Genomic DNA, 22,033 nt, shown 5'->3' with positions numbered 1-22,033 from the left:
TCAGCGCCGGCAGGCCGACAGATACGTAGTTGTCACCTGCAGGAGCCGCGCACGTAAGACATGGACACCGGGCCTAACCAAAAACAATTAGGGGCCTCATACATGCAAACCTGGCAACAGCTCTACACACCTCTCGGCGGCTTGGGCCTTTCGGCGCTGGTGGCTGTCATTCCGATCGTTTTCTTCTTTCTGGCGCTGGCGATCTTCCGGCTCAAGGGGCACGTCGCGGGGGCCATCACGCTGCTGCTCGCCGTACTGATCGCTATCTTCGCGTTCCAGATGCCTGCCGACATGGCCGTCGCGTCCGCCGGCTACGGTTTCCTCTACGGCTTGTGGCCCATCGCGTGGATCATCATTGCGGCCGTGTTTCTCTACAAACTGACGGTCAAAAGCGGCCAGTTCGAGATCATTCGCAGCTCGGTCATGTCGATCACCGATGACCAGCGCCTGCAGGTCTTGCTGATCGGATTCTGCTTCGGCGCCTTCCTGGAAGGCGCGGCAGGCTTCGGCGCACCGGTGGCGATCACCGCAGCGTTACTCGTAGGTCTGGGATTGAACCCGCTGTATGCCGCCGGCCTCTGCCTGATCGCCAACACCGCACCGGTGGCGTTTGGCGCATTGGGCATCCCGATCATCGTGGCCGGTCAGGTGTCCGGTCTCGACCCGTTCAAGATCGGCGCCATGGCCGGTCGTCAATTGCCACTGTTGTCGGTGTTCGTGCCGTTCTGGCTGATGTTCATGATGGACGGTGTGAAAGGCGTCAAGGAGACCTGGCCAGCGGCTCTGGTCGCGGGCGGCAGCTTCGCCATCGTGCAATTTCTGACCTCTAATTTCATTGGCCCGGAACTGCCCGACATTACCTCGGCGCTGGTCAGCCTCGTGTCCCTGACCTTCTTCCTGAAAGTCTGGCAGCCAGCCCGCGCGGCCGATGCAAAAATCGTCGGTGCGTCCGGCGGTGCTGCGGTCATGGGCGGCGGCGCCGGTAATGCGGGCGGTTTTGGTCAGCCGCGCACCACCAAAAAATCGCCGTACTCGGCAGGCACCATCATCAAGGCATGGTCGCCGTTCCTGATCCTGACTGTCGTCGTGACGATCTGGACGCTGAAGCCGTTCAAGGCGCTGTTCGCCGCGGGCGGTCCATTGCAGGCACTGACCATGAACTTCCCGGTGCCGCACCTGGATCAACTGGTCATGAAGATGGCGCCGATTGTCGCCAACCCGACGGCCATGCCGGCGGTGTACAAGTTCGACCTGCTCGCGGCATCGGGCAGCGCGATTCTGATCTCGGCGATTCTGGCGATGATCGTGCTGCGCATTACACCTAAAACAGGTTTGGTCACGTTCAAAGAAACGCTGATCGAATTGCGCTGGGCCATCGTGTCCATCGGCATGGTGCTGGCCTTCGCCTTCGTCATGAACTACTCCGGCATGTCCTCGACGCTCGCATTGGTCCTCGCCGGGACTGGCAGCGCCTTCCCGTTCTTCTCGCCATTCCTCGGCTGGCTCGGGGTGTTCCTGACAGGCTCCGACACCTCGTCGAACGCCCTGTTTGGCTCGTTGCAGGCCACCACGGCACACCAGTTGGGCGTCAGTGACGTGCTGATGGTTGCGGCGAACTCCAGCGGCGGCGTGACCGGCAAGATGATTTCCCCGCAGTCGATCGCGGTGGCCTGCGCGGCGACCGGGTTGGTGGGTAAGGAATCCGACCTGTTCCGCTTCACCCTCAAGCACAGCATTTTCTTCGCCACGATCGTTGGCTGCATCACTTATGCCCAGGCGTACTGGTTCACCGGCATGCTGGTTCATTAATCAGACGAGCGCCGGGCGTGCTGCTTGCGCGCCCGGCTGTGGCCCCGCTCACTCATCTGCGAGATCCCATGATCATTTCTGCCTCCACCGACTACCGCGCCGCCGCCCAGCGCAAGCTCCCGCCCTTCCTGTTCCACTACGCGGACGGTGGCGCTTACGCCGAGCACACCCTGCGCCACAACGTTTCCGACCTGGCCAGCATTGCGCTGCGCCAGCGCATCCTGAAGAACATGTCCGAGCTGAGTCTGGAGACGACGCTGTTCGGTGAAACCCTGAGCATGCCGATGGCACTGGCTCCGGTTGGCCTGTGCGGCATGTATGCCCGCCGTGGCGAAGTACAGGCCGCCCGCGCCGCAGATGCCAAGGGCATTCCGTTCACGCTCTCGACCGTGTCGTTGTGCCCGATTGAAGAAGTCGCGCCGGCGATCAAGCGGCCGATGTGGTTTCAGCTGTATGTGCTGAAGGATCGCGGTTTCATGCGCAACGCGCTGGAGCGAGCCAAAGCCGCCGGTGTGAAAACACTGGTGTTCACCGTCGACATGCCCGTCCCCGGCGCCCGCTACCGTGACGCGCACTCCGGTATGAGCGGCAAAAGCGGGCCGATGCGCCGGGTCTTGCAAGCCATGACCCACCCGCAATGGGCGTGGGACGTGGGCATCAACGGCCGGCCCCACGACTTGGGCAACGTGTCGGCCTATCGCGGCAACCCTACTGGTCTCACCGATTACATCGCCTGGCTGGGCAACAATTTCGACCCGTCGATCTCATGGAAAGACCTGGAATGGATACGCGATTCCTGGGACGGCCCGATGATCATCAAGGGCATCCTCGATCCTGACGACGCACGGGATGCGGTGAAATTCGGTGCCGACGGCATCGTTGTGTCCAACCATGGCGGCCGCCAGCTTGATGGCGTGTTGTCCAGTGCCCGTGCGCTGCCCGCCATTGCCGACGCGGTAAAAGGCGATCTGAAGATTCTCGCCGACTCCGGCATTCGCAGCGGGCTGGATGTGGTGCGCATGATTGCCCTCGGCGCAGACACCGTGCTGATCGGCCGTGCGTTCATCTACGCCTTGGCCACCCACGGCGAGGCCGGGGTGAAGAATCTGCTGGATCTGTTCGAGAAGGAGATGCGCGTGGCGATGGTCTTGACCGGCGCCAAGTCGATCAGCGAGATCACCCGCGATTCGCTGGTCCGCGAACTGGGCGCCTGACCCGCACTGATCCCGACCCATGCGGCCTGACAGAGGCCGCAGCGCCACCGAGATGCACCCACGAGGAAATCGCATGACCTTGCCCGCCGCATTTCTGGCCGGTGTGAACAGCCTCATTCCTGCCGGAAGACGCTTCGACGACCCGCTCTCGACCTTGGCCTTCGGCACCGACGCCAGCTTTTATCGGCTGATCCCCAAGCTGGTCATCCGCGTCGAATCAGAAGACGAAGTCGTGGCGCTGTTGAAACTGGCGCAGGCCGATAAAGTCCCGGTGACCTTCCGTGCGGCCGGCACCAGCCTCTCGGGCCAAGCCATCAGCGACTCAGTGTTGATCGTGCTCGGCGACAACTGGAACGGCCGTGAAATACGCGAGCAAGGCGCGCAGATCCGTTTGCAACCCGGCGTTATCGGCGCACAGGCCAACGTCTGGCTTGCGCCATTTGGACGCAAGATCGGTCCAGATCCGGCGTCCATGCACGCGGCAAAAATCGGCGGCATCGTCGCCAACAATTCCAGCGGCATGTGCTGCGGCACGGCCCAGAACACCTATCACACCCTTGCTGGCATCCGCTTGGTGCTCGCCGATGGCGCCCGCCTGGACACGGAAGATGCCGCCAGCGTCGCTGCATTTAAAGTCAGCCACGCCAAGCTGCTCGACCGCCTCGCGCAACTGGGCCGTGAGACGCGCGCAAACACCGAACTCGCCGCGAAGATTCGCCACAAGTATCGCCTGAAGAACACCTGCGGCCTGTCGCTGAACGCCTTGGTGGATTTCGACGAGCCGCTCGACATCCTCAGTCACCTGCTGGTGGGTTCGGAGGGCACGCTGGGTTTCATCAGCGCGGTGACGTACGACACGGTGCCCGATCACCCGAGCAAGGCGACGGCGCTGATTGTTTTTCCCGACATCGAAACCTGCTGCAACGCCGTGGCGGTGCTGAAAACCCAGCCGGTCGCTGCCGTCGAACTGCTTGACCGGCGCAGCATGCGCTCGGTGCAGGACAAGCCGGGCATGCCGGCCTTCGTTCGTGAACTGTCGGACGGCGCCTGTGCACTGTTGATCGAAGCCCGCGCTGCGACGCAGCCGTTGTTGCACGAGCAACTGGCGCAGATCATGGCGTCCATCGCGCACTTTCCGGTCGAGAAGCAGGTTGATTTCACCGAAGACGCGGCCGAGAACGCACGGCTCTGGGCCATTCGCAAGGACACCTTTCCTGCCGTCGGCGCGGTGCGTGAGACGGGTACGACGGTGATCATCGAGGACGTGACCTTCCCCGTCGAGCAACTGGCCATCGGGGTTCGGCGATTGATCGAACTGTTCGAAGAGCACCGCTACGACGAGGCGATCCTGTTCGGCCATGCGCTGGAGGGCAACCTGCACTTCGTCTTCACCCAAGGCTTCAACGATCCGCAGGAGATTGCGCGTTATTCCGCGTTCATGGATGACGTCACGCAACTGGTGGCCGTGGAGTTCAACGGTTCCCTGAAAGCCGAACACGGGACTGGCCGCAACATGGCGCCGTTCGTGGAGCTTGAATGGGGCAGCGAGGCGTACGCGCTGATGTGGCAACTCAAACGGCTGCTCGACCCCACCGGCATTCTCAATCCGGATGTCGTGCTCAGTGACGATCCGCGGGTGCACCTCAAGCACCTAAAACCCATGCCGGCCGCAGATGGGATGATCGACAAATGCATCGAGTGTGGTTTCTGCGAACCGGTGTGTCCATCGAAGGGCCTGACCCTGAGCCCACGGCAACGCATCGTCATGTGGCGTGACATTCAGGCCAAAAAACGCGCAGGCACCGACACCACTCAGCTGGAGCGCGACTATCAGTACCACGGCATCGACACCTGCGCGGCCACCGGCTTGTGCGCGCAACGTTGCCCGGTCGGCATCAACACGGGCGAGCTGGTGAAGAAGCTTCGCGGGGAGCAAGCGCATCACGACAAGGCCGCTAGCTGGATCAGTCAGCACTTTGCGACGGCGTTGAAGGGCGCGCGATTTACGCTGCATGCCGCCAATGGCGCCCGCATGCTGTTGGGCGCACCGAGGCTGGAGAAGATTTCCGGCGCGCTGAGCAAAGCGTCTTCAGGCCGCGTGCCTCAGTGGACGCCAGCCATGCCGCAGCCCGAGAACGCTATTCGGTTCATGCCGCTGGTTGAAGATCAGCGCCCTCGCGTGGTCTATCTGGCGGCCTGCGTGTCCCGCGTCATGGGGCCTGCGGCGGGCGATCGCGAACAGATGTCGCTGATGGACAAGACCCGAGGGCTGCTGGAGAAAGCCGGTTATCAGGTGGTATTTCCGGAGGACCAGGACAGTCTGTGCTGTGGCCAGCCTTTCTCCTCCAAGGGCTACGCCGAGCAGGCGGAAGGCAAGCGCCAGCAGATGCTTGCTGCGCTGACCAAGGCCAGTCGCGGCGGGCTCGATCCGATCTATTGCGACACCAGTCCCTGCACGTTGCGCCTGGTTCAGGACCTCAAGGAGACCCGGCTCGAACTGTATGACCCGGTACGTTTCATCCGAACCCATCTGCTGGACAAACTGGTGTTCACCCCGCAGCAGGCGCCCATCGCGGTTCACGTCACTTGCAGCACGCAACACCTGGGCGAGAGCCAGGCGCTGATCGACCTTGCACGAATGTGCAGCGTGAATGTGGTCGTTCCCGAAGGCATTCATTGCTGCGGCTTTGCGGGGGACAAAGGCTTTACGACACCCGAACTGAATGCCCACGCGCTACGCTCGCTGAAAGAGGCGGTCCAGTACTGTGATGAGGGGATTTCTACCAGCCGGACCTGCGAGATCGGGCTCACGCAACACGGTGGTATCGACTACCACGGCCTGGTCTATCTCGTGGATCGAGTGACTCAACCAAGAACCGCTTGATGCACACAAATGGGGCGGAGATCGCCCCATAATCCCGAAACATCCAGCGACGTGGCTTTTTCACAGCATTGTGAAAAAAATATAGAACCCCTGCGATGAGCGGCAGTCCATCTCTTTAAGCGCCACAACTCATTCGGCGCTTTTTTCCTCTATCTCGGGCACCGGCAAAATCGGCCGGCGATACCGAGTCAACAGGCTCAAGGAGATACACATGAAGCGCACTGCACTGACTGGACTGTTTCTTACCGCTGCACTGTTGGGTTCCCCGGTTTTCGCTGCTGATGACCTGTGCGGCGCGAACATCGCAGCGCTGAAAAATGCTGAGGCGTCGACCGTTACCAACCTGACCGGCGACAGCAAAACTGACCTTGAAAAAACCGTCGCTGACGCTACTGCCGCGCAGAAACGTGGCGATGACAAGGAGTGCATCTCCATCACTACCAAGAAAATCACCGAGCTGAAAACCGGCGGTGACGGCAGCGACGGCGGTGCCGCGAAGTAATTGCCGGATCGCGACTGGTCCAAGCCCGTCGCGAGCGGAATGTCAGGCGGACGGTCGACGTATCTCATTGATTCGGGTAGACTCCGCCGCCTGACTGCTAGAGCAGCAGAATTGGGGCCGATTAGGATTCGACGCCGGTGATGAAACTCTAGGGGCATGCCGACTTGGTAACAGAAGTCGTAAATCCACTGTTGCAACTTTCTATAGTTGCCAATGACGAAACCTACGGGGAACAAGCTCTCGCCGCGTAAGCGGTGCTAGCCTTCCTTCTGGTAGCTTCGGCTCCAGCAATCACCAGGGGATGCCTGTAAACCCAAAGTGATTGTCATATAGAACAGGATCGCCGTGCAGTACGCTGTGGACGAATCGGCTAAAACTTACACAGCTCGCCCAAAGCACCCTGCCCGTCGGGTCGCTGAGGGTTAACTTAATAGACACGGCTAAGCATGTAGGCCCGAAAGCGGAGTACTGGCGGACGGGGGTTCAAATCCCCCCGGCTCCACCAAATTTACATCTAAAGACGTCCGCGGACGTCTTTTTTTGTGCCTGAAATCCAGCAAAATCAAGGCTTTAGGGTCTATTAGCGTCCAAATACGTCCGGCACAATCCAGGACATCGGGTATTCCAGATGGTATTCCAAGCCCTTCGGTGGTAATTTTTGGAATACCAATTGATGTCATGGAATACCTTATGTGCGCTCAAGCCACCCGCCTCTCTGACCGCCAGCTCAAAGCGGTAAAGCCGAAAGACAAAGACTATGTCCTCAGCGATGGAGACGGCTTACAGCTGCGCGTGAGGGTCAATGGCTCTACGCTCTGGAACTTCAACTACCGGCAGCCGATCACCAAAAACCGCATCAACATGGGACTCGGCACCTACCCAGAACTTTCACTCGCGCAAGCCAGGAAAAAAACGGTCGAAGCCAGAGAGCTTCTCGCCCAAGGCATCGACCCGAAAGAACAACGTAGCGCGTTGGAGCAGACAAAAAAGCAGGCAACCGAGCACACGTTCGAGAACGTGGCCTCTGCCTGGTTTGAACTGAAAAAGGATTCTGTGACCACGGCTTATGCCGAGGACATCTGGCGATCGCTCACGCTGCATGTTTTTCCATCTCTGGGAACAACACCTATCTCGCAGATCAATGCCCCAAGGGTCATCGAGCTGCTGCGCCCTTTGGAAACGAAGGGCAGTCTGGAGACAGTGAAGCGACTGACACAACGACTCAACGAGATCATGACCTACGGCGTGAACTCGGGGATGATCTTCGCCAATCCGCTCAGTGGCATCCGGGCTGTTTTCAAGAAACCGAAAAAGCAGAATATGGCAGCCCTTCGCCCTGAGGAGCTGCCAGAACTGATGATCGCCATCGCCAATGCAAGTATTAAAAGAACAACGCGCTGCTTGATCGAATGGCAGCTCCACACCATGACCCGCCCCGCTGAGGCCGCCACGACCTCTTGGGCTGACATCGACCTAGACAAGAAAACCTGGACGATCCCAGCGGAGCGTATGAAAAAGCGCCGTGCTCACGTCATACCGCTGACCGAACACGCACTTGCGCTGTTGGAGACGATCAAACCTTACAGTGGACACAGAGAATATGTGTTCCCGGCCGACAGAGACACTCGGGATCATTGCAACAGCCAGACAGCAAACATGGCGTTGAAACGTATGGGCTTTGAAGGGCGATTGGTAAGTCATGGCATGCGCTCCATGGCGAGCACCATCCTGAACGAGCAGGGATGGGACCCGGAGCTGATTGAGGTCGCACTAGCGCACGTAGACAAAGATGAGGTGCGCAGCGCCTACAATCGTGCGGATTACATTGAGAGAAGACGCCCGATGATGATCTGGTGGAGCGAACACATCCAGCACGCCTCTACAGGCAGCTTGTCGGTCTCCGCCATTCAGGGAACGAGGGGCCTGAAAATAGTATCGATGCGCTGAACCACACCTCAATTAATTTAGTGCAACAGAAGCGCGTGGAATGGGTGACCGGATAGCGTGGAATACGCACATGTGCGGCAAGGCAAGGCAAGGCAAGGTTGAGTCGGTCTATATTTGCGGAGATCTGTTTGAGAAGCGTCAGACCATGATGTCGCATTGGACTGCATTCGTGACTAAGCCTTCTGGGTGAGTAAATTGCCCCACTCCAAGCGATCTCCTGCATCGACACGTAATGCAGGAGATGTTTTTTGCCCGAGCGATATTTCGCGCAGGGAGCAAGCCCGATGCAACTCCCCTCCTAATGGAACGCAGTCGTTGTTCTCGGCACGCTTTAAGTGGCGACGACTTCGCATACCTTAGCCTGCAGTCGTAAAGGAGCGCGAAACATCGCGCTTTTTTGAAAGCCGTTAAGTTAAAAATTCAATCAAACAAGCTCAATTGCTAATCCGAGACCGGGCAAGCACCACTGCTGCCATGCTTCATCCAAGACCAAGCGCTCCTCTGGTTTAGCACAAAACTCCTTAGCCAACTCGAACAACGTAAACGCTCGTTGCGCAATCTCCTTCTTCGTGCCACGGCTCCGGATCTCAACCGACTTCACTACTTGCTCGATTTTAGTGCCCAAGGACTCCTCTAACCCTTCCGAATAAATGGTGAAGCAGGTTCTCTGGCTCTCATGAAGCAAGGGCGGCAGGACACGCAAGATCAACCGGTGTAATGCTTTATCGCCCGTCACCACCGCTGGCGTTCCCACAAACGAATACCTCTGCTCGCGTAATGCAGGAAGCGTTAACCACAAATTTAGATCACCAGCGCGATTGCGCAGATAAGGTATCGTCATACGGTCGATTTCATCCTTTTTTCCAGGCTGAAAAGCCAAAAAGGACTCCATGTACGAGTACGCCGGCTTCGTATCACCGTCTAGCTTCAGAGCCTGTCGACTCTTCAGGACAACGCCAAGCGCTGTCAACATCAGGCAGGATGTGAAACGAGGAATATCGGCCTGTCCAAGACTGTCAAGCTGCGCAATTGCCACATCAACTGGCGTTTTTTTTGAGAGCAGTGACTTCATGATCGCGACATAGGGAAATATCAGACTGAACTGCGTTCTCAAAGCAGCCTCATTCTTTTCCAACAGCGCAACCTGATCCCGGACAAAATTTCGACGAAAAATGAACCCCAGCTTGGCCAGTTTCTGGACCATTTCCTCTATCTGCGGGATAGGGTTTTTGCGGAGCTCCGGGTTAGACAACCATTGCTCCAACAAAGCAGGCAGCGGATTGAGAATGGACTGCCGACGTATCTCCATCGGTAGCTGGCAAGCCCAGTCCACATTGATGAGAGCATTGGTATCTAGGAAGAGCTCGTAAGGCCCGCTATCTTTTTCCGCATTCAAAAACGGCCATACCACACTGGTACCACTTGGAGTGCTCACACAACGCTCTACGTACGGAACAGCAAAACCAAGTTGTTGCATAGAAAAGCCACCTCGTCGTTATGTCTCATACCTTTTTAGAATTCAAATCAAGCGTCCAGACAAGTCACCTTCCGAACTCTAGTCATCCAGGTCCAGATTCTCGGCCATCAATGCCACCAGTTCCATTGGGCTTCGACTGTTGATCACGCTGTAGACTAGGTCGCGTTTGCCACGCGGTAATTTCTTCACGCAGCTCTTCGCCGACGCCCGCACAGCTTCGTCTGTACCATGTATACGAGCGGCCAGCAGCAGGATGAGGACAACGTCGGAGAGATTCATCAGAAACGGACTCGAACAATTTAGACAGAAATTTATCGGCGGAGCCTGGGTTTTCTCCACTGCGGCTTCACCGCTGGCCTGAAGTATTCCCCAACTGCAGGAACTGACCTTCTCACCTATCCCTCCGCGGTACTCCTAGAACACCATGTCCTAGGTCGCGAAGAGGTCGAACCCAAAATGGGACTCAAGCGCGTATCTATGCGTTGATGCGTGCCTTCCTATCGGCTCATCGCCTGCGGCCCAAGGCGACGGCAATACCACAACTCCCGCCCCCAAGTTTGTTGCGATTTCAAATATCGGTGCCAATCGAATTGCACTCGACGAATTCGCAGTCATACATCACTAACCTGCACCCATCCGCATTAGGCATAGCTTCACAGTTTCCGCAGCCCCCCCATAAAGCAGATCGCCTAAGCGACCTGCTTTATGGGTCTATGCCTGTGCAATGACCACTTCTCGACTATCTCTTTATAGGAAACCTCTCATGATCCCTCAGTGTCCCCGCTGCCGTTCCACTTCAATATCAACCAAAGACACCGCAAGGAAAATCGGTGCCCTCATCGGCACTGTTGGTGGCGCCGCCCAAGGGGTCACCGGAGCCGTGGCCGGGGCCGAGGTTGGTGCTGTTATCGGTGTCATCGCTGGCCCCCCAGGGGCCGCCATTGGTGGGATGGCAGGCGCCATTCTCGGTGGTTTAGCCGGAGCCGCAACCGGATGTATCGCAGGTGCAAAACTCGGTGAGGTCATCGATGAGCGAGTTTTGGACAATTACCGTTGTCTCGACTGTGGATTGTCTTTCAGCGGACGTCATCACGCTTGATCCCCCCGTTTCAGCCAACCTACCTAGCTTGAAGCAACTGCATTTTCACGTCTGATCCACCACTAACCCCCCTCGTCTATCCAACCGAGCACGCCGGCCGATCCCTGCTGAACACTCAGCGGCTTCGTCGTGCGCGAATGAAAAGGAAGCTCTCCATGGCACACCTCATCGAACAAATGGCTTACGTTGGCGCTACTCCCTGGCATGGCCTGGGAAGTCAGCTCTCTCCCAAACAACCGCTGGAAGTATGGCAGCAAGAAGCGGGCATGAGCTGGCAGATCCAAGAATCGCCGGTACATTTCATGGCTGACGCCGCCGGCCATCTAGGCACCATCCATACCTTTCCCGAACAAAAAGTGCTGTATCGCTCAGATACAAAAGCCGCGTTATCCGTAGTCTCGCAACGCTACCAGGTAGTCCAGCCGCGTGATGTCCTGGAGTTCTATCGGGACCTGACCGAGCGTTCGGGCTATGAGCTGGAAACTGCTGGCGTGCTGAAAGGCGGGCGCAAGCTCTGGGCACTTGCGCGGACTGGGCAATCCGCCGTGCTCAAGGGCAATGACGTGGTTAATGGCTATCTGCTGTTGGCGACTTCTTGCGACGGCACGCTGGCCACTACCGCGACGCCGACCACCATCCGCGTCGTCTGCAATAACACCCTGACGATTGCAGTCAATGGCGCCAGTCAGGCGATCAAGGTGCCGCACAGCACGCGCTTCGATCCACGTGCTGTTAAACAGCAGTTGGGCATTACCGTTTCTCAGTGGGACGACTTCATGTATCGCATGCGCACGCTCGCCGCCCGCCCCGTCAAGACCCATGAAGCCAAGGACTATCTGCGTAGCGTGCTTTGTGAAGCCTTGGCAGCTAACCCAGAGCGGCCCGGCATTTCGAATGAAAGGGCCTTAACCAAAGTGCTGAGTATGTATGAAGGGCATGGCCGAGGGGCTGAACTGGAAGCAGCCAAAGGCACCGCCTGGGGCTTGCTCAACGCGGTCACCGAGTATGTCGATCACGAACGCCGCGCTCGCAGCAACGAGTACCGGATGGACACAGCATGGTTCGGCAAAGGTGCCGCCATCAAACAACGAGCGCTTAACACCGCCCTGCAACTGGTGGCCTGAGGAGTTCACAGCATAAAGGGAGGCTCATGCCTCCCTCATGCGACGCATTATCTCAGTGGTTAACCCTTTTACGGAGCTACACCATGCCCCTACGCTGCCTGATCTGCGAGTCAAAGGCTGTACTGTCCAAGGAGGCCGACAACACAGCCGTCCAGCTCATCGGAACCATTGATAACTTTCTGCTCGGCGTTCGCCAGGTATACATCCAAGCTTAAGGAATCGACTCGGAAATCAAATACAAAAGCCTGCTCATGCAATTGCTCGACCTGATCGGTGAGAGCGCCTCCAGTGCGACATCTGGCTACACCGCCATGGCAACCTTTACCAGGGACGTGCAGAGATATCAGTTCGGCCATTATGACTATCTCTGCTTACGCTGCGGTGCCAAGTTCGATCAGAACGCTGGTGCCTGAAAGCACAGAGCTAAACTAGTCGCCTCGACGATCAAGCTTTCCCTAGCCGTTTCGTCAGGTGTTCAACCAGGTCCACGATCAGCTGCCGATCCTCCTGACTCAGTGGTTTCAATAACTGACTAATACGGATCGCCTGATCGTCCGGGCGTGAACTCGCCTCGGTCAACAGTTCTGCCGCCTCACAGTTAAAAATTGCCGCAAACTCAATCAGACGCGAAATGTTGGGAATCACCACGCCTCGCTCGATACGCGAAACCGCTTCATTGCCCACGCCCAGCCGCTCGGCGACCTCCTCCTGAGTCAGTCCGCAACGTATGCGCTGCTTAGAAATGGCACGCCCTACCCGGCCTGCTAGATGCTGCTGATGGATCTCTGTCACGACGCCCTCCCAATCCGACCTAAATGGTTGGGCATCACCTCATTGACATGAAGAACTCAATAGGTTGAGAATCAACCTTTAGGGTTGCTTTCCAAGCATTTATATCCGCAGCACAAAAAGAGATTTCTCATGCAAAAAAATGACAGGCTGCTAGCAATGATCTACGACGATAAAGAAGGTGGATGGCGAGATAGATCTGCAGCAGTTCATCGCCAAACACAGTTTGGCTTACGTCAGCCCGACCTTTCCCGTAACTCGTCATGTTAAGGGTGAATATGTTTCCCTACATTTTGAAACAGCTTGAGGATGCAGAATCACTGCTAATCGAGCTTGGGGCTACGGGGTCCGACCTGAGCGCAAAGATCGAATCGATAAAGCATGCCCTAGATCCAGACACAGCTAACAAGCTAATGGAAGCAAGCCATGCAGTTAAGCTGTCTCCGGAATTCTTTTCAGAAAGCGACATTGACGATTTGGAAGCGGCCATCGGCCAAGCGTCCAACGCATTAAACAAATACGTACTCGATAAAAACACCAAGGAGCTTAAAGAGCAACTTGAAAAAAACAACTTCCCTGGGCCAAATATGCTCGAACGAATAAAAAAGATTTTTGTCATCGACCCGTTGGCGCAAAGTAGGAAAATGGAGCCATCAAAATTAATCCTGATAAACTTACTGAAACGATATTCGCTTTCTTGCGACAGATGTAACAGCCTATCCGCACCTATTCTCGATACAGCAGACCGTTACAGATGCGTTAAATGCGCAAGGCAATTCATCAGCGCAAAACACCATATTCGACAAGTAGCCCTAGACCATTTTAAAAAAGATTTTGCGGCGCAGCGTTTTATTTTAAAATATTACGACGAATGTATTGATCGAGTTAGCCACCAAGCGTAGATAGCCATCGGCCGTGCTATCTAAATAATACCGCTGTCCGCGCAACTAAGTGCATAATTTATATTGACTTCAGCCTCAACAACCCCAAACTTACAGCTTAGCGAGACTGCAATGAAAATCAAATATTGGATTTTAGCTATGATGCTGTTCGGAAATTTTTTTTGCGCGACAGCCGCCTATTCCTGGCAATTAAAAGAAGTACAAGATTGTCCGATTAGCCAACGGAATAAAAATTGGTTGGACTGTACGGTGGCAGACGTTCCTTCTCGACTGCCTTACAAGATGGATGACGGCAGCACGAAGCTTCTGGATAGCCGAGCAACTGTTATATGCCGCCAAGGCATGTGCGACTTTGAGACACAAAGCGCGAGCGGCCTCTGGAATTCAACTGGAGAGTATGCGGGACAAATTCAGCAGATGGATTCAACGCCTGTGGTTATACACCGGGGCTACTATCTAGGTAATGCCGCAGATGGGAGAGTGGTTGCGTATCTTAAGGGGACGGGGCCAGAAAATGGCGGACCTATTGCTCCCGCCAAGACCTCCACCTCTTCCAACTCAATAGATTCAAAGGTTGACCAATGTGTTGACGATTGGGTCAAGGCATATCGAAAGGATGCCGGCGAAGACCCCTTAATATCTAATGATCAACTCGATGAATGGGAAAGCCGGTGTAGAGAAGCGCGCCGACCTATCGAATGACATTACCACCTGGAAAGCATTCTGTACCAACCCATGTCAAATTGGGCTGGGATAGAATGAGAATTATTTATCTATTTTTTAAATTACCAATATGCTTAACCCAATACTATTTGTCGCTTCGATTGATTTTTACCAGATAACATGCAACGCGGCTTCGATCATGAGGCATGTCCTGTTACGCCCGAGACGAACCGCTTTAAAGAGAGCCGAATTGGTCACGCCCACACCGAACTCTTTAATATAACTGCAGTGACGCAGTGTACCTCCATTTGCCAAAATTCTATTATCAAGCTATCACCTTCCAAAGCGCACCTAGCGCTACCTTAAGAGTTCTATATCGTGACGGCAGCATGGCGCGGGCGACTGAGTCAATCCCGTGACTGCGGTAAAAGGCATCCCTTCTATGCAGTGAAATCTAGGGTTTGTCTGAAAAGTCGCTTTCGCTAGAATGATGCCCTCTGGTTGCCAGGAGAGCCGTCATGACAGGCCGTTATGAAATTTCATCTGAGCATTGGGCGATCATTGAAGCCATTGTTTCCCCTCCTCAACGCATGGGGCGGCCAAGGCGCGATGATCGTCAAATGCTTGATGGAATCTTCTGGATTTTGTGCTCTGGCGCCAAATGGCGGGATCTTCCAGAACGTTTTGGGCCTTGGAAGACCGTTTACCAGCGCTTCAGGCAATGGCGTGACAACGGTACGTTCGAGCAGGTNTTCATCGATCTGGATACCTGGATGGTCGATTCCACGTCAATCCGGGCCACCCGGGCTGCCAGCGGTGCTGGAAAAAAAGGGGCCCTCAGGAACCGCAACACCACTGTCTCGGCCGAAGCAGGGGCGGACTGAGCACCAAAATACACCTCGCCTGCGACAGTCATGGCTTCCCGCTGGCCATCATGCTGTCGCCCGGCGAGCAGGCTGACTCGCGCCACTTCATGCCGTTGCTGGATCAGATCAGCCTTCCTGGCAGCAGGGGTCGCCCGCGCAAGCGTTGCCGTTACGTGCTTGCCGACAAGGGTTATGACAGCCAAGTTATACGTCAGTACTGCGATCGCTACGGCATGCAGCCGGTGATTCCGCTGCGCAAGATGCATCGCAAGCCTCGACCCGGCTTGCCTCGGCTATTTGACAGGCCTCAGTACAAAAAACGCAACGTTATTGAGCGGGTGTTCAGCTGGCTTAAGGAAAAACGTCGGATCTGTACGCGTTACGACAAACTGGCCAGCAGCTTTAAAGCCATGGTCACACTGGCCTGCATCGAAAGATGCTTGCGGGCTGACTTTTCAGACAAACCCTAGGTGCAGGGGCCTACTGCTTTTTGCAGCGTGCTCTGCCTATCCAAAATTAGCACCCCACTGAGGCTTTGAGCCGGTTGCGGACATCAGATCAAAACTGTATAAATATACAGCCCCACATGACAGAGTCTCCAACTGGAGTAATCCACCAGTTCGCGGTAAGCTTGATTCCATGAAAAATACAAACCCCAAACCAAGCCGAATAGCATCCGTTCAGCTCTCCGGACATGAGACGTTTCCTCTTCGCCAAATGTGGCTTAAGAAAGCGTTCGATCAAGCGAGCAATGACGGGTTGATTCCCAAATCAACGTTCACCGATGAGTCTGCAATCGCAGCCTTCGGCGTTGGTAAAAACATGGTCTCATCAATTCGGCATTGGGCATTGTCATGCGGAATCATGGCCGAAGAGGGAGATGCGTTCCGCGTAAACAGCTTGGCAATGGAGATACTGCAAAATGGAGGTCTTGACCCCTATGCGGAAAACCCGTCTACGGCATGGCTTGTACATTGGCGCCTCGCCGGGAGGCACCACCGATCGACCACATGGTATTGGCTTTTCAACCACGTGACAGCGCCGACTTTTACACGCCAAGAGCTCGAAGAACCTTTGGCCCTGTATGCCCGAAGCCTAGATCCCAAGCACCGACTTTCCACCGCAACTATTTCGCGTGATTTGGAGACATGTCTGCGTAGTTACGCGCCACGCGCAGCAACCGGCTCACCTGAGGACTTTGCCGAGCCTTTACTCGGGGAGTTGGGGCTCCTGCAAGAAGTACACAAAGGCCAATATGCATTCCGACGTGGTCCCAAGGCTGCACTTCATGATGGCGTCTTCACTTATGCACTCATGGATTTTTGGCGCAGAACTGCGGACAACCAAAGTTCGCTAGCTTTCGAAACCATCGCGTACGCAGAAGGTTCCCCAGGTCGAGTCTTTAAACTCGATGAAGAATCGATAGCACAGCGTTTGATCTCTTTGGCAGATCTGACCGGCGGTCGGTTGGCGTGGTCCGACTCTGCTGGGCTTCGCCAGGTCCACAAAAAAAACCTCTCTGATGAAGATCGACAAGAAATGGTTAGGCGCTCATATGACTGAGGCAAGAGAGGCAATGCTCGCAGACATCGTCCAGATTTCGCACCAATACCAACGCTCAATCCGTATTGATGCAGACATCGGCCGATCCGACGCACTCGACGGGTATATCTTCCATACGACCGCAGCGACCGTGATAGATGGCGTGAGTAGGCAGCTTGCCGCAACCAATCAGCGCAGCTTTACTTGGACAGGTCCCTTCGGTGGAGGCAAATCATCTCTGGCAGTAGCGTTGGCGAGCGCCCTTCATACTGATAAGAACATTCGCACGAAAGCTCGAGCCACACTCGACCTGGACTCGAAACCAAACTTTGATAGCGCTTTTCCAGTTCAGAATGGGTGGCTAGTCATCCCAGTGGTTGGCCGGCGTGGAAGTGTCGTCAAGGAATTGGACCTGTCCCTTCGCAAGGCTCTAGGCAAAAGTTTTGATGGTCGCAACAAACCCAATGCACAGGGCGTCATCAATGAACTGATCGCCGAAGCCAAAAACCGCCCGAACGATGGCGTCTTGGTGTTCATTGATGAGATGGGCAAGTTCCTTGAAGCCTCAGCCTTAGGCGTGGGCGACGATGTCTACTTCTTCCAAGAGCTCGCGGAAGCATCTGCTCGTGCTGAAGGTAGACTTGTTGTGATTGGAGTCCTGCATCAGTCTTTCGCGCAGTACGCCAACCGTCTTGGCATCGACACTCGTGACGACTGGAGCAAGATTCAAGGCCGTTACTTGGACCTCCCTTTCGTGGCTGCAAGCGATGAGGTTGTCGAGCTTATCGGCCGTGCAATTGATGCAAATGGGCGCCCCGAATGGATACGGGGAGCCTCTGATTCTGTTGCCGATGCCGTCAGGTCACGTCGCCCAGCAGTCGGCAACGATTTCGCTGTTGCTTTGGAACGCTGCTGGCCGCTGCATCCAACCATGGCTGCATTGTTAGGCCCAATATCAAAGCGACAGTTCGGTCAAAATGAACGCAGCACCTTTGGTTTCCTATCTTCAATCGAGCCGCATGGGTTTCGCGCCTACCTACAATCGACTCCGCTGAGCCAATCGACCTGGTATCGCCCTAGCGACTATTGGGAATATCTGCGTGCGAACCTAGAGCCCGCTATCCTAGCCTCTGCAGATGGGCACCGCTGGTCCCAGGCTGTCGAAGCCGTGGAGCGCGCTGAGGCCAAATCTGGTGACTCGCTGCAGGTGGCCCTGATTAAAAACATCGCCGTCATAGACCTGTTCCGCACCGGCTCAGGGCTTTCCGCCGATTTACCAGTCTTGTCGACCCTTTTTCACAGCGTGCCACAGGATCAGATAGAGGCTGCACTGAAGAAACTGGCCTCGCTCAAAGTGGCACTGTACAAGAGCTATACCGGAGCTTGGTCAGTTTTTGAAGGTAGCGACTTTGATATCGATGCAGCTATCGCCCAAGCTGTAGCCTCATCACCAGGCATTGACTATGCCAAACTATCCCAGCTTATGGGGATGCATCCAGTAGTCGCCAAGCGGCACTACCACGAAACGGGATCAATGCGCTGGATGGAAATCTCTCTGCGAAGCATTGAGCAAGCGGAAAAGATCACAAGTACTTACGAACCCCAACGGGGAGAGTTCGGCCAGTTCATCCTTGCTCTTCCCAGCAGAGATATGCCTCTTCGTGAGGCTCGAAAGCGAGCGCAGGCCTGCGCTTACGAAGAACCTTGGCCAATGCTAGTGGGCATCCCAGATAATTATGCCCGAATTGCGGAACTGTCGACCGAATTGGTTGCATTAGAGCAGGTAAAGGAACGCCACGAGCTCGGAGGAGACCCAGTCGCCCGCCGCGAAGTATTCGCGCGCTTGGCCGCTACGCGGTCCGACCTTGAGGACCAACTTCAAGCTGCTGTTTCACTGTGTAAATGGCATGACGGTAGTGACCAGGTTATTGAACTTGGTGCGAAACTATCACCTATAGCTTCAGACCTCGCCGATGACCTCTATGAGCATTGTCCACGAGTGTGGAGTGAGCTAGTTAATCGCGATAGTGTGTCGAGTAATAGCGTCAAAGCCCGCCGTGATCTGCTACACGCGATGATCAACGCCGAAGGCCAAGAGCGGTTAGGCATTGAGGGCTTCCCTGCCGAGCGCGGCCTTTTCGAAACTTTGCTCGTAGCATCACACTTATACCGTGAAGAGGGAGAGGCATGGCACTTCTGCGAGCCATGCGAAGCCTCTCCCAAAGGCTTTTCAGAGTTCTGGACGTTTACCCAACAACTCTTTGCCGATACCGGTGCCCGCGTAAGCGTTAGCACCATCTATGACCATTGGAGCCTACCGCCGTACGGCTTGAAGCGGGGCATACAGCCAGTTTTTCTGACAGCATTCTTGTTGGTGCACAAAACCAACATCGCCGTATACAAGGAAGGGATGTTCATCTCTCGGCTCAGCGATGCTGACATCGACGAATGCCTCCAAGATCCGACACGCTTTACGCTCCGCTGGATCGCAATTGATGAGGATAAGAGCCGAATACTAGATGGCATCTCCCATCTCCTTGAGGAAGTTGGCGAAATAGGAGGTGCTTCTGATCCTCTAGAGGCGGCACGTAGCCTTGTGGCGTTAATTTTTAATTTGCCGGAGTGGTCTCGGCGCACGCAGCGGCTGGGTGAAACTGCGAAAGCAATACGTGACATGCTGCTCAAGGCGAGCGACCCACACAAAGTACTGTTCGTCGACTTACCAACGCTGTTGGAAGTAGCGGATGGCAAAGCCTACGTCAATGCTCTACGCGCCCCCCTGAAAGAAATCGCAACAGCTTATGCGAAGATGCTCTCCGAAGTAGAAGCCAAGATGCTTGAAGCGCTCGATGCGCCTTTCGACAACTTGGAATCACTCCGTGAAAGAGCGCGAGCTGTAGCAGGCGTTTCAGGAAACTTCAGGCTCGATGCATTCTCCACAAGACTAACGTCTTACGATGGCAGCCGTTCCGTCTTGGAAGGTATTCTGAGCTTAGCTGCGGATAAGCCGCCGCGCGATTGGGTTGATCGCCATATCGATGCTGCGGTGCTCGAACTTGTCCAGTTTGCAAGACGCTTCCGTGAGGCGGAGGCCTTCGTCGCTGTCAAAAATCGTCCAGCACAAAGTGAAGCAATTGCAGTTGTCATTGGCGCAGGAGCGGAAACAACGACGATTTCTAGATCATTTTCGATTTCAGAGCGTCATCGTAAAACAGTAGAAGAAAAGGCGAATGAAGTCGCCAAAATGCTGCAGGATCAAGGTCTTGATACTGACATCTTACTTGCCATCTTGGCCAAAGTCGGAATGAATCTGGTTATCGAAAAGGAACAGATGGATGGCTGAGCGACACGTACTGGGCTTATCTGGAGGAAAAGATAGCGCTGCTTTGGCAGTGTGGATGCGTGACCACCATCCCGAGCTGAATATCGACTACTTTTTTACGGATACAGGCGAGGAGCTTCCCGAGGTCTATGAGTTCCTGGGACGACTCGAAGGCTATCTAGGCAAGCCCATTGAGCGACTCAATCCTCGTCGGGACTTCCGCTTTTGGCTGCGAGAATACAATCATTTTCTTCCCAGCGCACAGACTCGCTGGTGTACGCGTCAACTCAAACTGGCACCGTTCGAACAGTGGGTCAAACCATGGCTGGTCGCAGGAGATAAAGTTTTCTCCTATGTAGCGATTCGGGCTGATGAAGAGTACCGCGAGGGTTACTCAGCAAAAGCCGAAAACATGCTTGTGAAATTTCCCTTTCGTGAGGCCGGCGTTGATAAAGCTAGTGTCGTCGATATTCTCGAGTCCTCTGGATTGGGTTATCCAAAGTACTACGAATGGCGCTCTCGCAGTGGGTGCACATTTTGCTTCTTCCAACAGAAGATCGAATGGGTTCGCCTCAAAGAGCGCCACCCCGAGGATTACGAAAAGGCAAAGGAACTAGAAAAAGATGCATTGGAGCATGGTTCTCCGTTTACCTGGTCTAAGGGGGAGTCACTTTGGGATCTAGAGAAGCCCGCTCGGATTATCGAGATAAAAGCTGAATATGAAGTCCGCCGCGCGCGCCTTCGCAAAAATCTCCCCGTAAACCCACTACGCCCAGTGAAAGCCTGCCCTGAAGATATCGATGACGTTTACGGGGCGGACGAAGGTAATAGCTCGTGTCTCATCTGCCACAAGTAATGCTTGGAGAACAGCGATATGAGCGCAGATGATCCTACCCTCAATGCTCCGCAGCCCTGCTCAATCTGCTCCGAGGTTCGAGCACTATCCGAGCAGCTAATTGAACTAGGACTCGCGGCCAACTACCTAGGGAATAGGTCCACTTACACAAGTGAACACGGCACAGCGATGATTCAGACAACGACGATCGGAGATTGGCTCCAGCTAGCCGCACAACTAGAAAACGTTGAAGTCAATACATGGAAGTTTGAATCTCCCGATGCCGCCATTTACTGTGGAACTTGGGCAGATAACATCGACGACCATTCGAAGCACTATACGAAGCACGCTACAGCACTCACGCGCTTTATCTTTGTTTGCAATGCACTGGAAGAGGCTTATCGCTTCATTGACTACCTCTATAGCCCAATGGCAGCCCTTAAGGGTATAGCCAAAGGCCGGCTCAAGAAAACAAGCAGCTTGCGGGCGGTGGTGCTGCTGGATGATCTGGTTGGAAGAATCGGCGCCGCAGCGGTCCCTCGGAACTTCGAGCACCATTGCGAAAACTTTATCAAGCTCTTCAATCAATACAAAGCGGAGCACAGCGGCACTGTAAGCGGAATCGATGCAGGTGCGGAAAATCTCCCGACTTACGCACTCCAACTCGTGCGCAACCTTCGAAACCATGTCGCGCATGGCACCTTTCCCCTTGGCCCCCCTCAGGACTACGGGGGTTATGAGGACAGCGAAGAACTAGTGCTTATGCTCAGGCATGCGTGTCGAGTATCGGCTCTCTATATACAGATTATACTCAGGTGGTTCAGCACAGGATTTGAGTCCTGCGACTACAACTCCATCCGGAATGCCCACAGCAAAGCATTCGATCGTTTTCTAGAACAGTGCACTCTAGAATATATTTTGGATCTACATCTGAAAAGCGATTTCGCCCTTCACCAGGACCCTTATGTTTACGACGAGGAAGAGGAAGATGACGACATCGGTATTGTCTTATATCGGCCTGATTAAAATCAGACTTAGCGCGACTTATCCGACCACGA

The 22,033-nt window shown here is 55.1% G+C and carries 16 protein-coding genes, 1 other RNA gene and 2 pseudogenes; 15 read left to right on the top strand and 4 right to left on the bottom strand.

What is annotated here, in order from left to right:
- Nucleotides 1-102: 102 nt before the first annotated feature.
- From IFT47_RS16700 to IFT47_RS16675, 6 genes are all read left to right on the top strand, one after another.
- Nucleotides 103-1,809: a lactate permease LctP family transporter gene (locus tag IFT47_RS16700; protein WP_192173319.1), complete on the top strand. Its 1,707-nt coding sequence runs from the start codon at nt 103-105 to the stop codon at nt 1,807-1,809.
- Between the two features lie 68 nt (nt 1,810-1,877).
- A complete protein-coding gene (gene lldD / locus IFT47_RS16695) occupies nt 1,878-3,023 on the top strand; it encodes an FMN-dependent L-lactate dehydrogenase LldD (protein WP_192173320.1) in 1,146 nt (381 codons plus the stop codon).
- A 73-nt stretch (nt 3,024-3,096) separates the two neighbouring features.
- Complete coding sequence (locus IFT47_RS16690) at nt 3,097-5,907, top strand: FAD-binding and (Fe-S)-binding domain-containing protein (protein ID WP_192173321.1); 2,811 nt, start codon at nt 3,097-3,099, stop codon at nt 5,905-5,907.
- A 211-nt stretch (nt 5,908-6,118) separates the two neighbouring features.
- Complete coding sequence (locus IFT47_RS16685) at nt 6,119-6,409, top strand: hypothetical protein (protein ID WP_192173322.1); 291 nt, start codon at nt 6,119-6,121, stop codon at nt 6,407-6,409.
- A 113-nt stretch (nt 6,410-6,522) separates the two neighbouring features.
- Nucleotides 6,523-6,914, top strand: a transfer-messenger RNA (tmRNA) gene (gene ssrA, locus IFT47_RS16680).
- 185 nt (nt 6,915-7,099) lie between these two features.
- Nucleotides 7,100-8,356 carry an integrase domain-containing protein gene (locus tag IFT47_RS16675; RefSeq protein WP_192173323.1) on the top strand — a complete coding sequence of 419 codons (1,257 nt, stop codon included), beginning with the start codon at nt 7,100-7,102 and terminating at the stop codon, nt 8,354-8,356.
- A gap of 424 nt (nt 8,357-8,780) precedes the next feature.
- Here the strand turns inward: IFT47_RS16675 and IFT47_RS16670 are convergent, their stop codons facing one another.
- The gene (locus IFT47_RS16670; RefSeq protein ID WP_192173324.1) at nt 8,781-9,833 is read right to left on the bottom strand and encodes a hypothetical protein; all 1,053 of its coding nucleotides are present in this window, start codon (nt 9,831-9,833) and stop codon (nt 8,781-8,783) included.
- Between the two features lie 78 nt (nt 9,834-9,911).
- On the bottom strand, nt 9,912-10,112 hold the full coding sequence (locus IFT47_RS16665; protein WP_192173325.1) for a DUF7740 domain-containing protein: 201 nt from the start codon (nt 10,110-10,112) through the stop codon (nt 9,912-9,914).
- Between the two features lie 975 nt (nt 10,113-11,087).
- Between IFT47_RS16665 and IFT47_RS16660 the strand changes: the two genes are divergently transcribed.
- On the top strand, nt 11,088-12,056 hold the full coding sequence (locus IFT47_RS16660) for a DUF932 domain-containing protein (RefSeq protein ID WP_192173326.1): 969 nt from the start codon (nt 11,088-11,090) through the stop codon (nt 12,054-12,056).
- A 110-nt stretch (nt 12,057-12,166) separates the two neighbouring features.
- On the opposite strand, the gene IFT47_RS16655 is transcribed toward IFT47_RS16660, so the two are convergent.
- Both IFT47_RS16655 and IFT47_RS16650 read right to left on the bottom strand, forming a co-directional pair.
- Nucleotides 12,167-12,412 (bottom strand): hypothetical protein, encoded by a 246-nt coding sequence (locus tag IFT47_RS16655; protein ID WP_192173327.1) that lies wholly within the window; start codon nt 12,410-12,412, stop codon nt 12,167-12,169.
- Nucleotides 12,413-12,500: 88 nt separating this feature from the next.
- Entirely contained in the window at nt 12,501-12,848 is a 348-nt protein-coding gene (locus IFT47_RS16650; protein WP_192173328.1) for a helix-turn-helix domain-containing protein, read from the bottom strand.
- A gap of 275 nt (nt 12,849-13,123) precedes the next feature.
- Between IFT47_RS16650 and IFT47_RS16645 the strand changes: the two genes are divergently transcribed.
- The 8 genes and pseudogenes from IFT47_RS16645 (at nt 13,124) to IFT47_RS16615 (ending at nt 22,001) form a co-directional block, all read left to right on the top strand.
- Nucleotides 13,124-13,747, top strand: a complete 624-nt coding sequence (locus IFT47_RS16645) for a hypothetical protein (RefSeq protein ID WP_192173329.1) — start codon at nt 13,124-13,126, stop codon at nt 13,745-13,747.
- Between the two features lie 111 nt (nt 13,748-13,858).
- On the top strand, nt 13,859-14,449 hold the full coding sequence (locus IFT47_RS16640) for a hypothetical protein (protein WP_192173330.1): 591 nt from the start codon (nt 13,859-13,861) through the stop codon (nt 14,447-14,449).
- Between the two features lie 479 nt (nt 14,450-14,928).
- Nucleotides 14,929-15,161, top strand: a pseudogene (locus IFT47_RS27660) (transposase); the annotation flags it as partial.
- 1 nt (nt 15,162) lies between these two features.
- Nucleotides 15,163-15,746, top strand: a pseudogene (locus IFT47_RS16635) (IS5 family transposase); the annotation flags it as partial.
- A 169-nt stretch (nt 15,747-15,915) separates the two neighbouring features.
- Nucleotides 15,916-16,839 (top strand): DUF4007 family protein, encoded by a 924-nt coding sequence (locus IFT47_RS16630; RefSeq protein WP_192173332.1) that lies wholly within the window; start codon nt 15,916-15,918, stop codon nt 16,837-16,839.
- Entirely contained in the window at nt 16,799-20,161 is a 3,363-nt protein-coding gene (locus IFT47_RS27655; protein WP_244655963.1) for an ATP-binding protein, read from the top strand. Before IFT47_RS16630 ends, IFT47_RS27655 begins: the two co-directional genes overlap by 41 nt.
- On the top strand, nt 20,154-20,996 hold the full coding sequence (locus IFT47_RS16620) for a phosphoadenosine phosphosulfate reductase domain-containing protein (RefSeq protein WP_192173333.1): 843 nt from the start codon (nt 20,154-20,156) through the stop codon (nt 20,994-20,996). Before IFT47_RS27655 ends, IFT47_RS16620 begins: the two co-directional genes overlap by 8 nt.
- Before the next feature lie 168 nt (nt 20,997-21,164).
- A complete protein-coding gene (locus IFT47_RS16615; RefSeq protein ID WP_192173334.1) occupies nt 21,165-22,001 on the top strand; it encodes a hypothetical protein in 837 nt (278 codons plus the stop codon).
- Nucleotides 22,002-22,033: the final 32 nt, after the last annotated feature.

This window comes from Pseudomonas sp. CFBP 13711, from assembly GCF_014842265.1.
In the GTDB taxonomy this organism is placed as follows: domain Bacteria; phylum Pseudomonadota; class Gammaproteobacteria; order Pseudomonadales; family Pseudomonadaceae; genus Aquipseudomonas.
The sequence above is the reverse complement of the archived record's forward strand: the minus strand, read 5'-3'. Positions and strand labels throughout refer to the sequence as shown.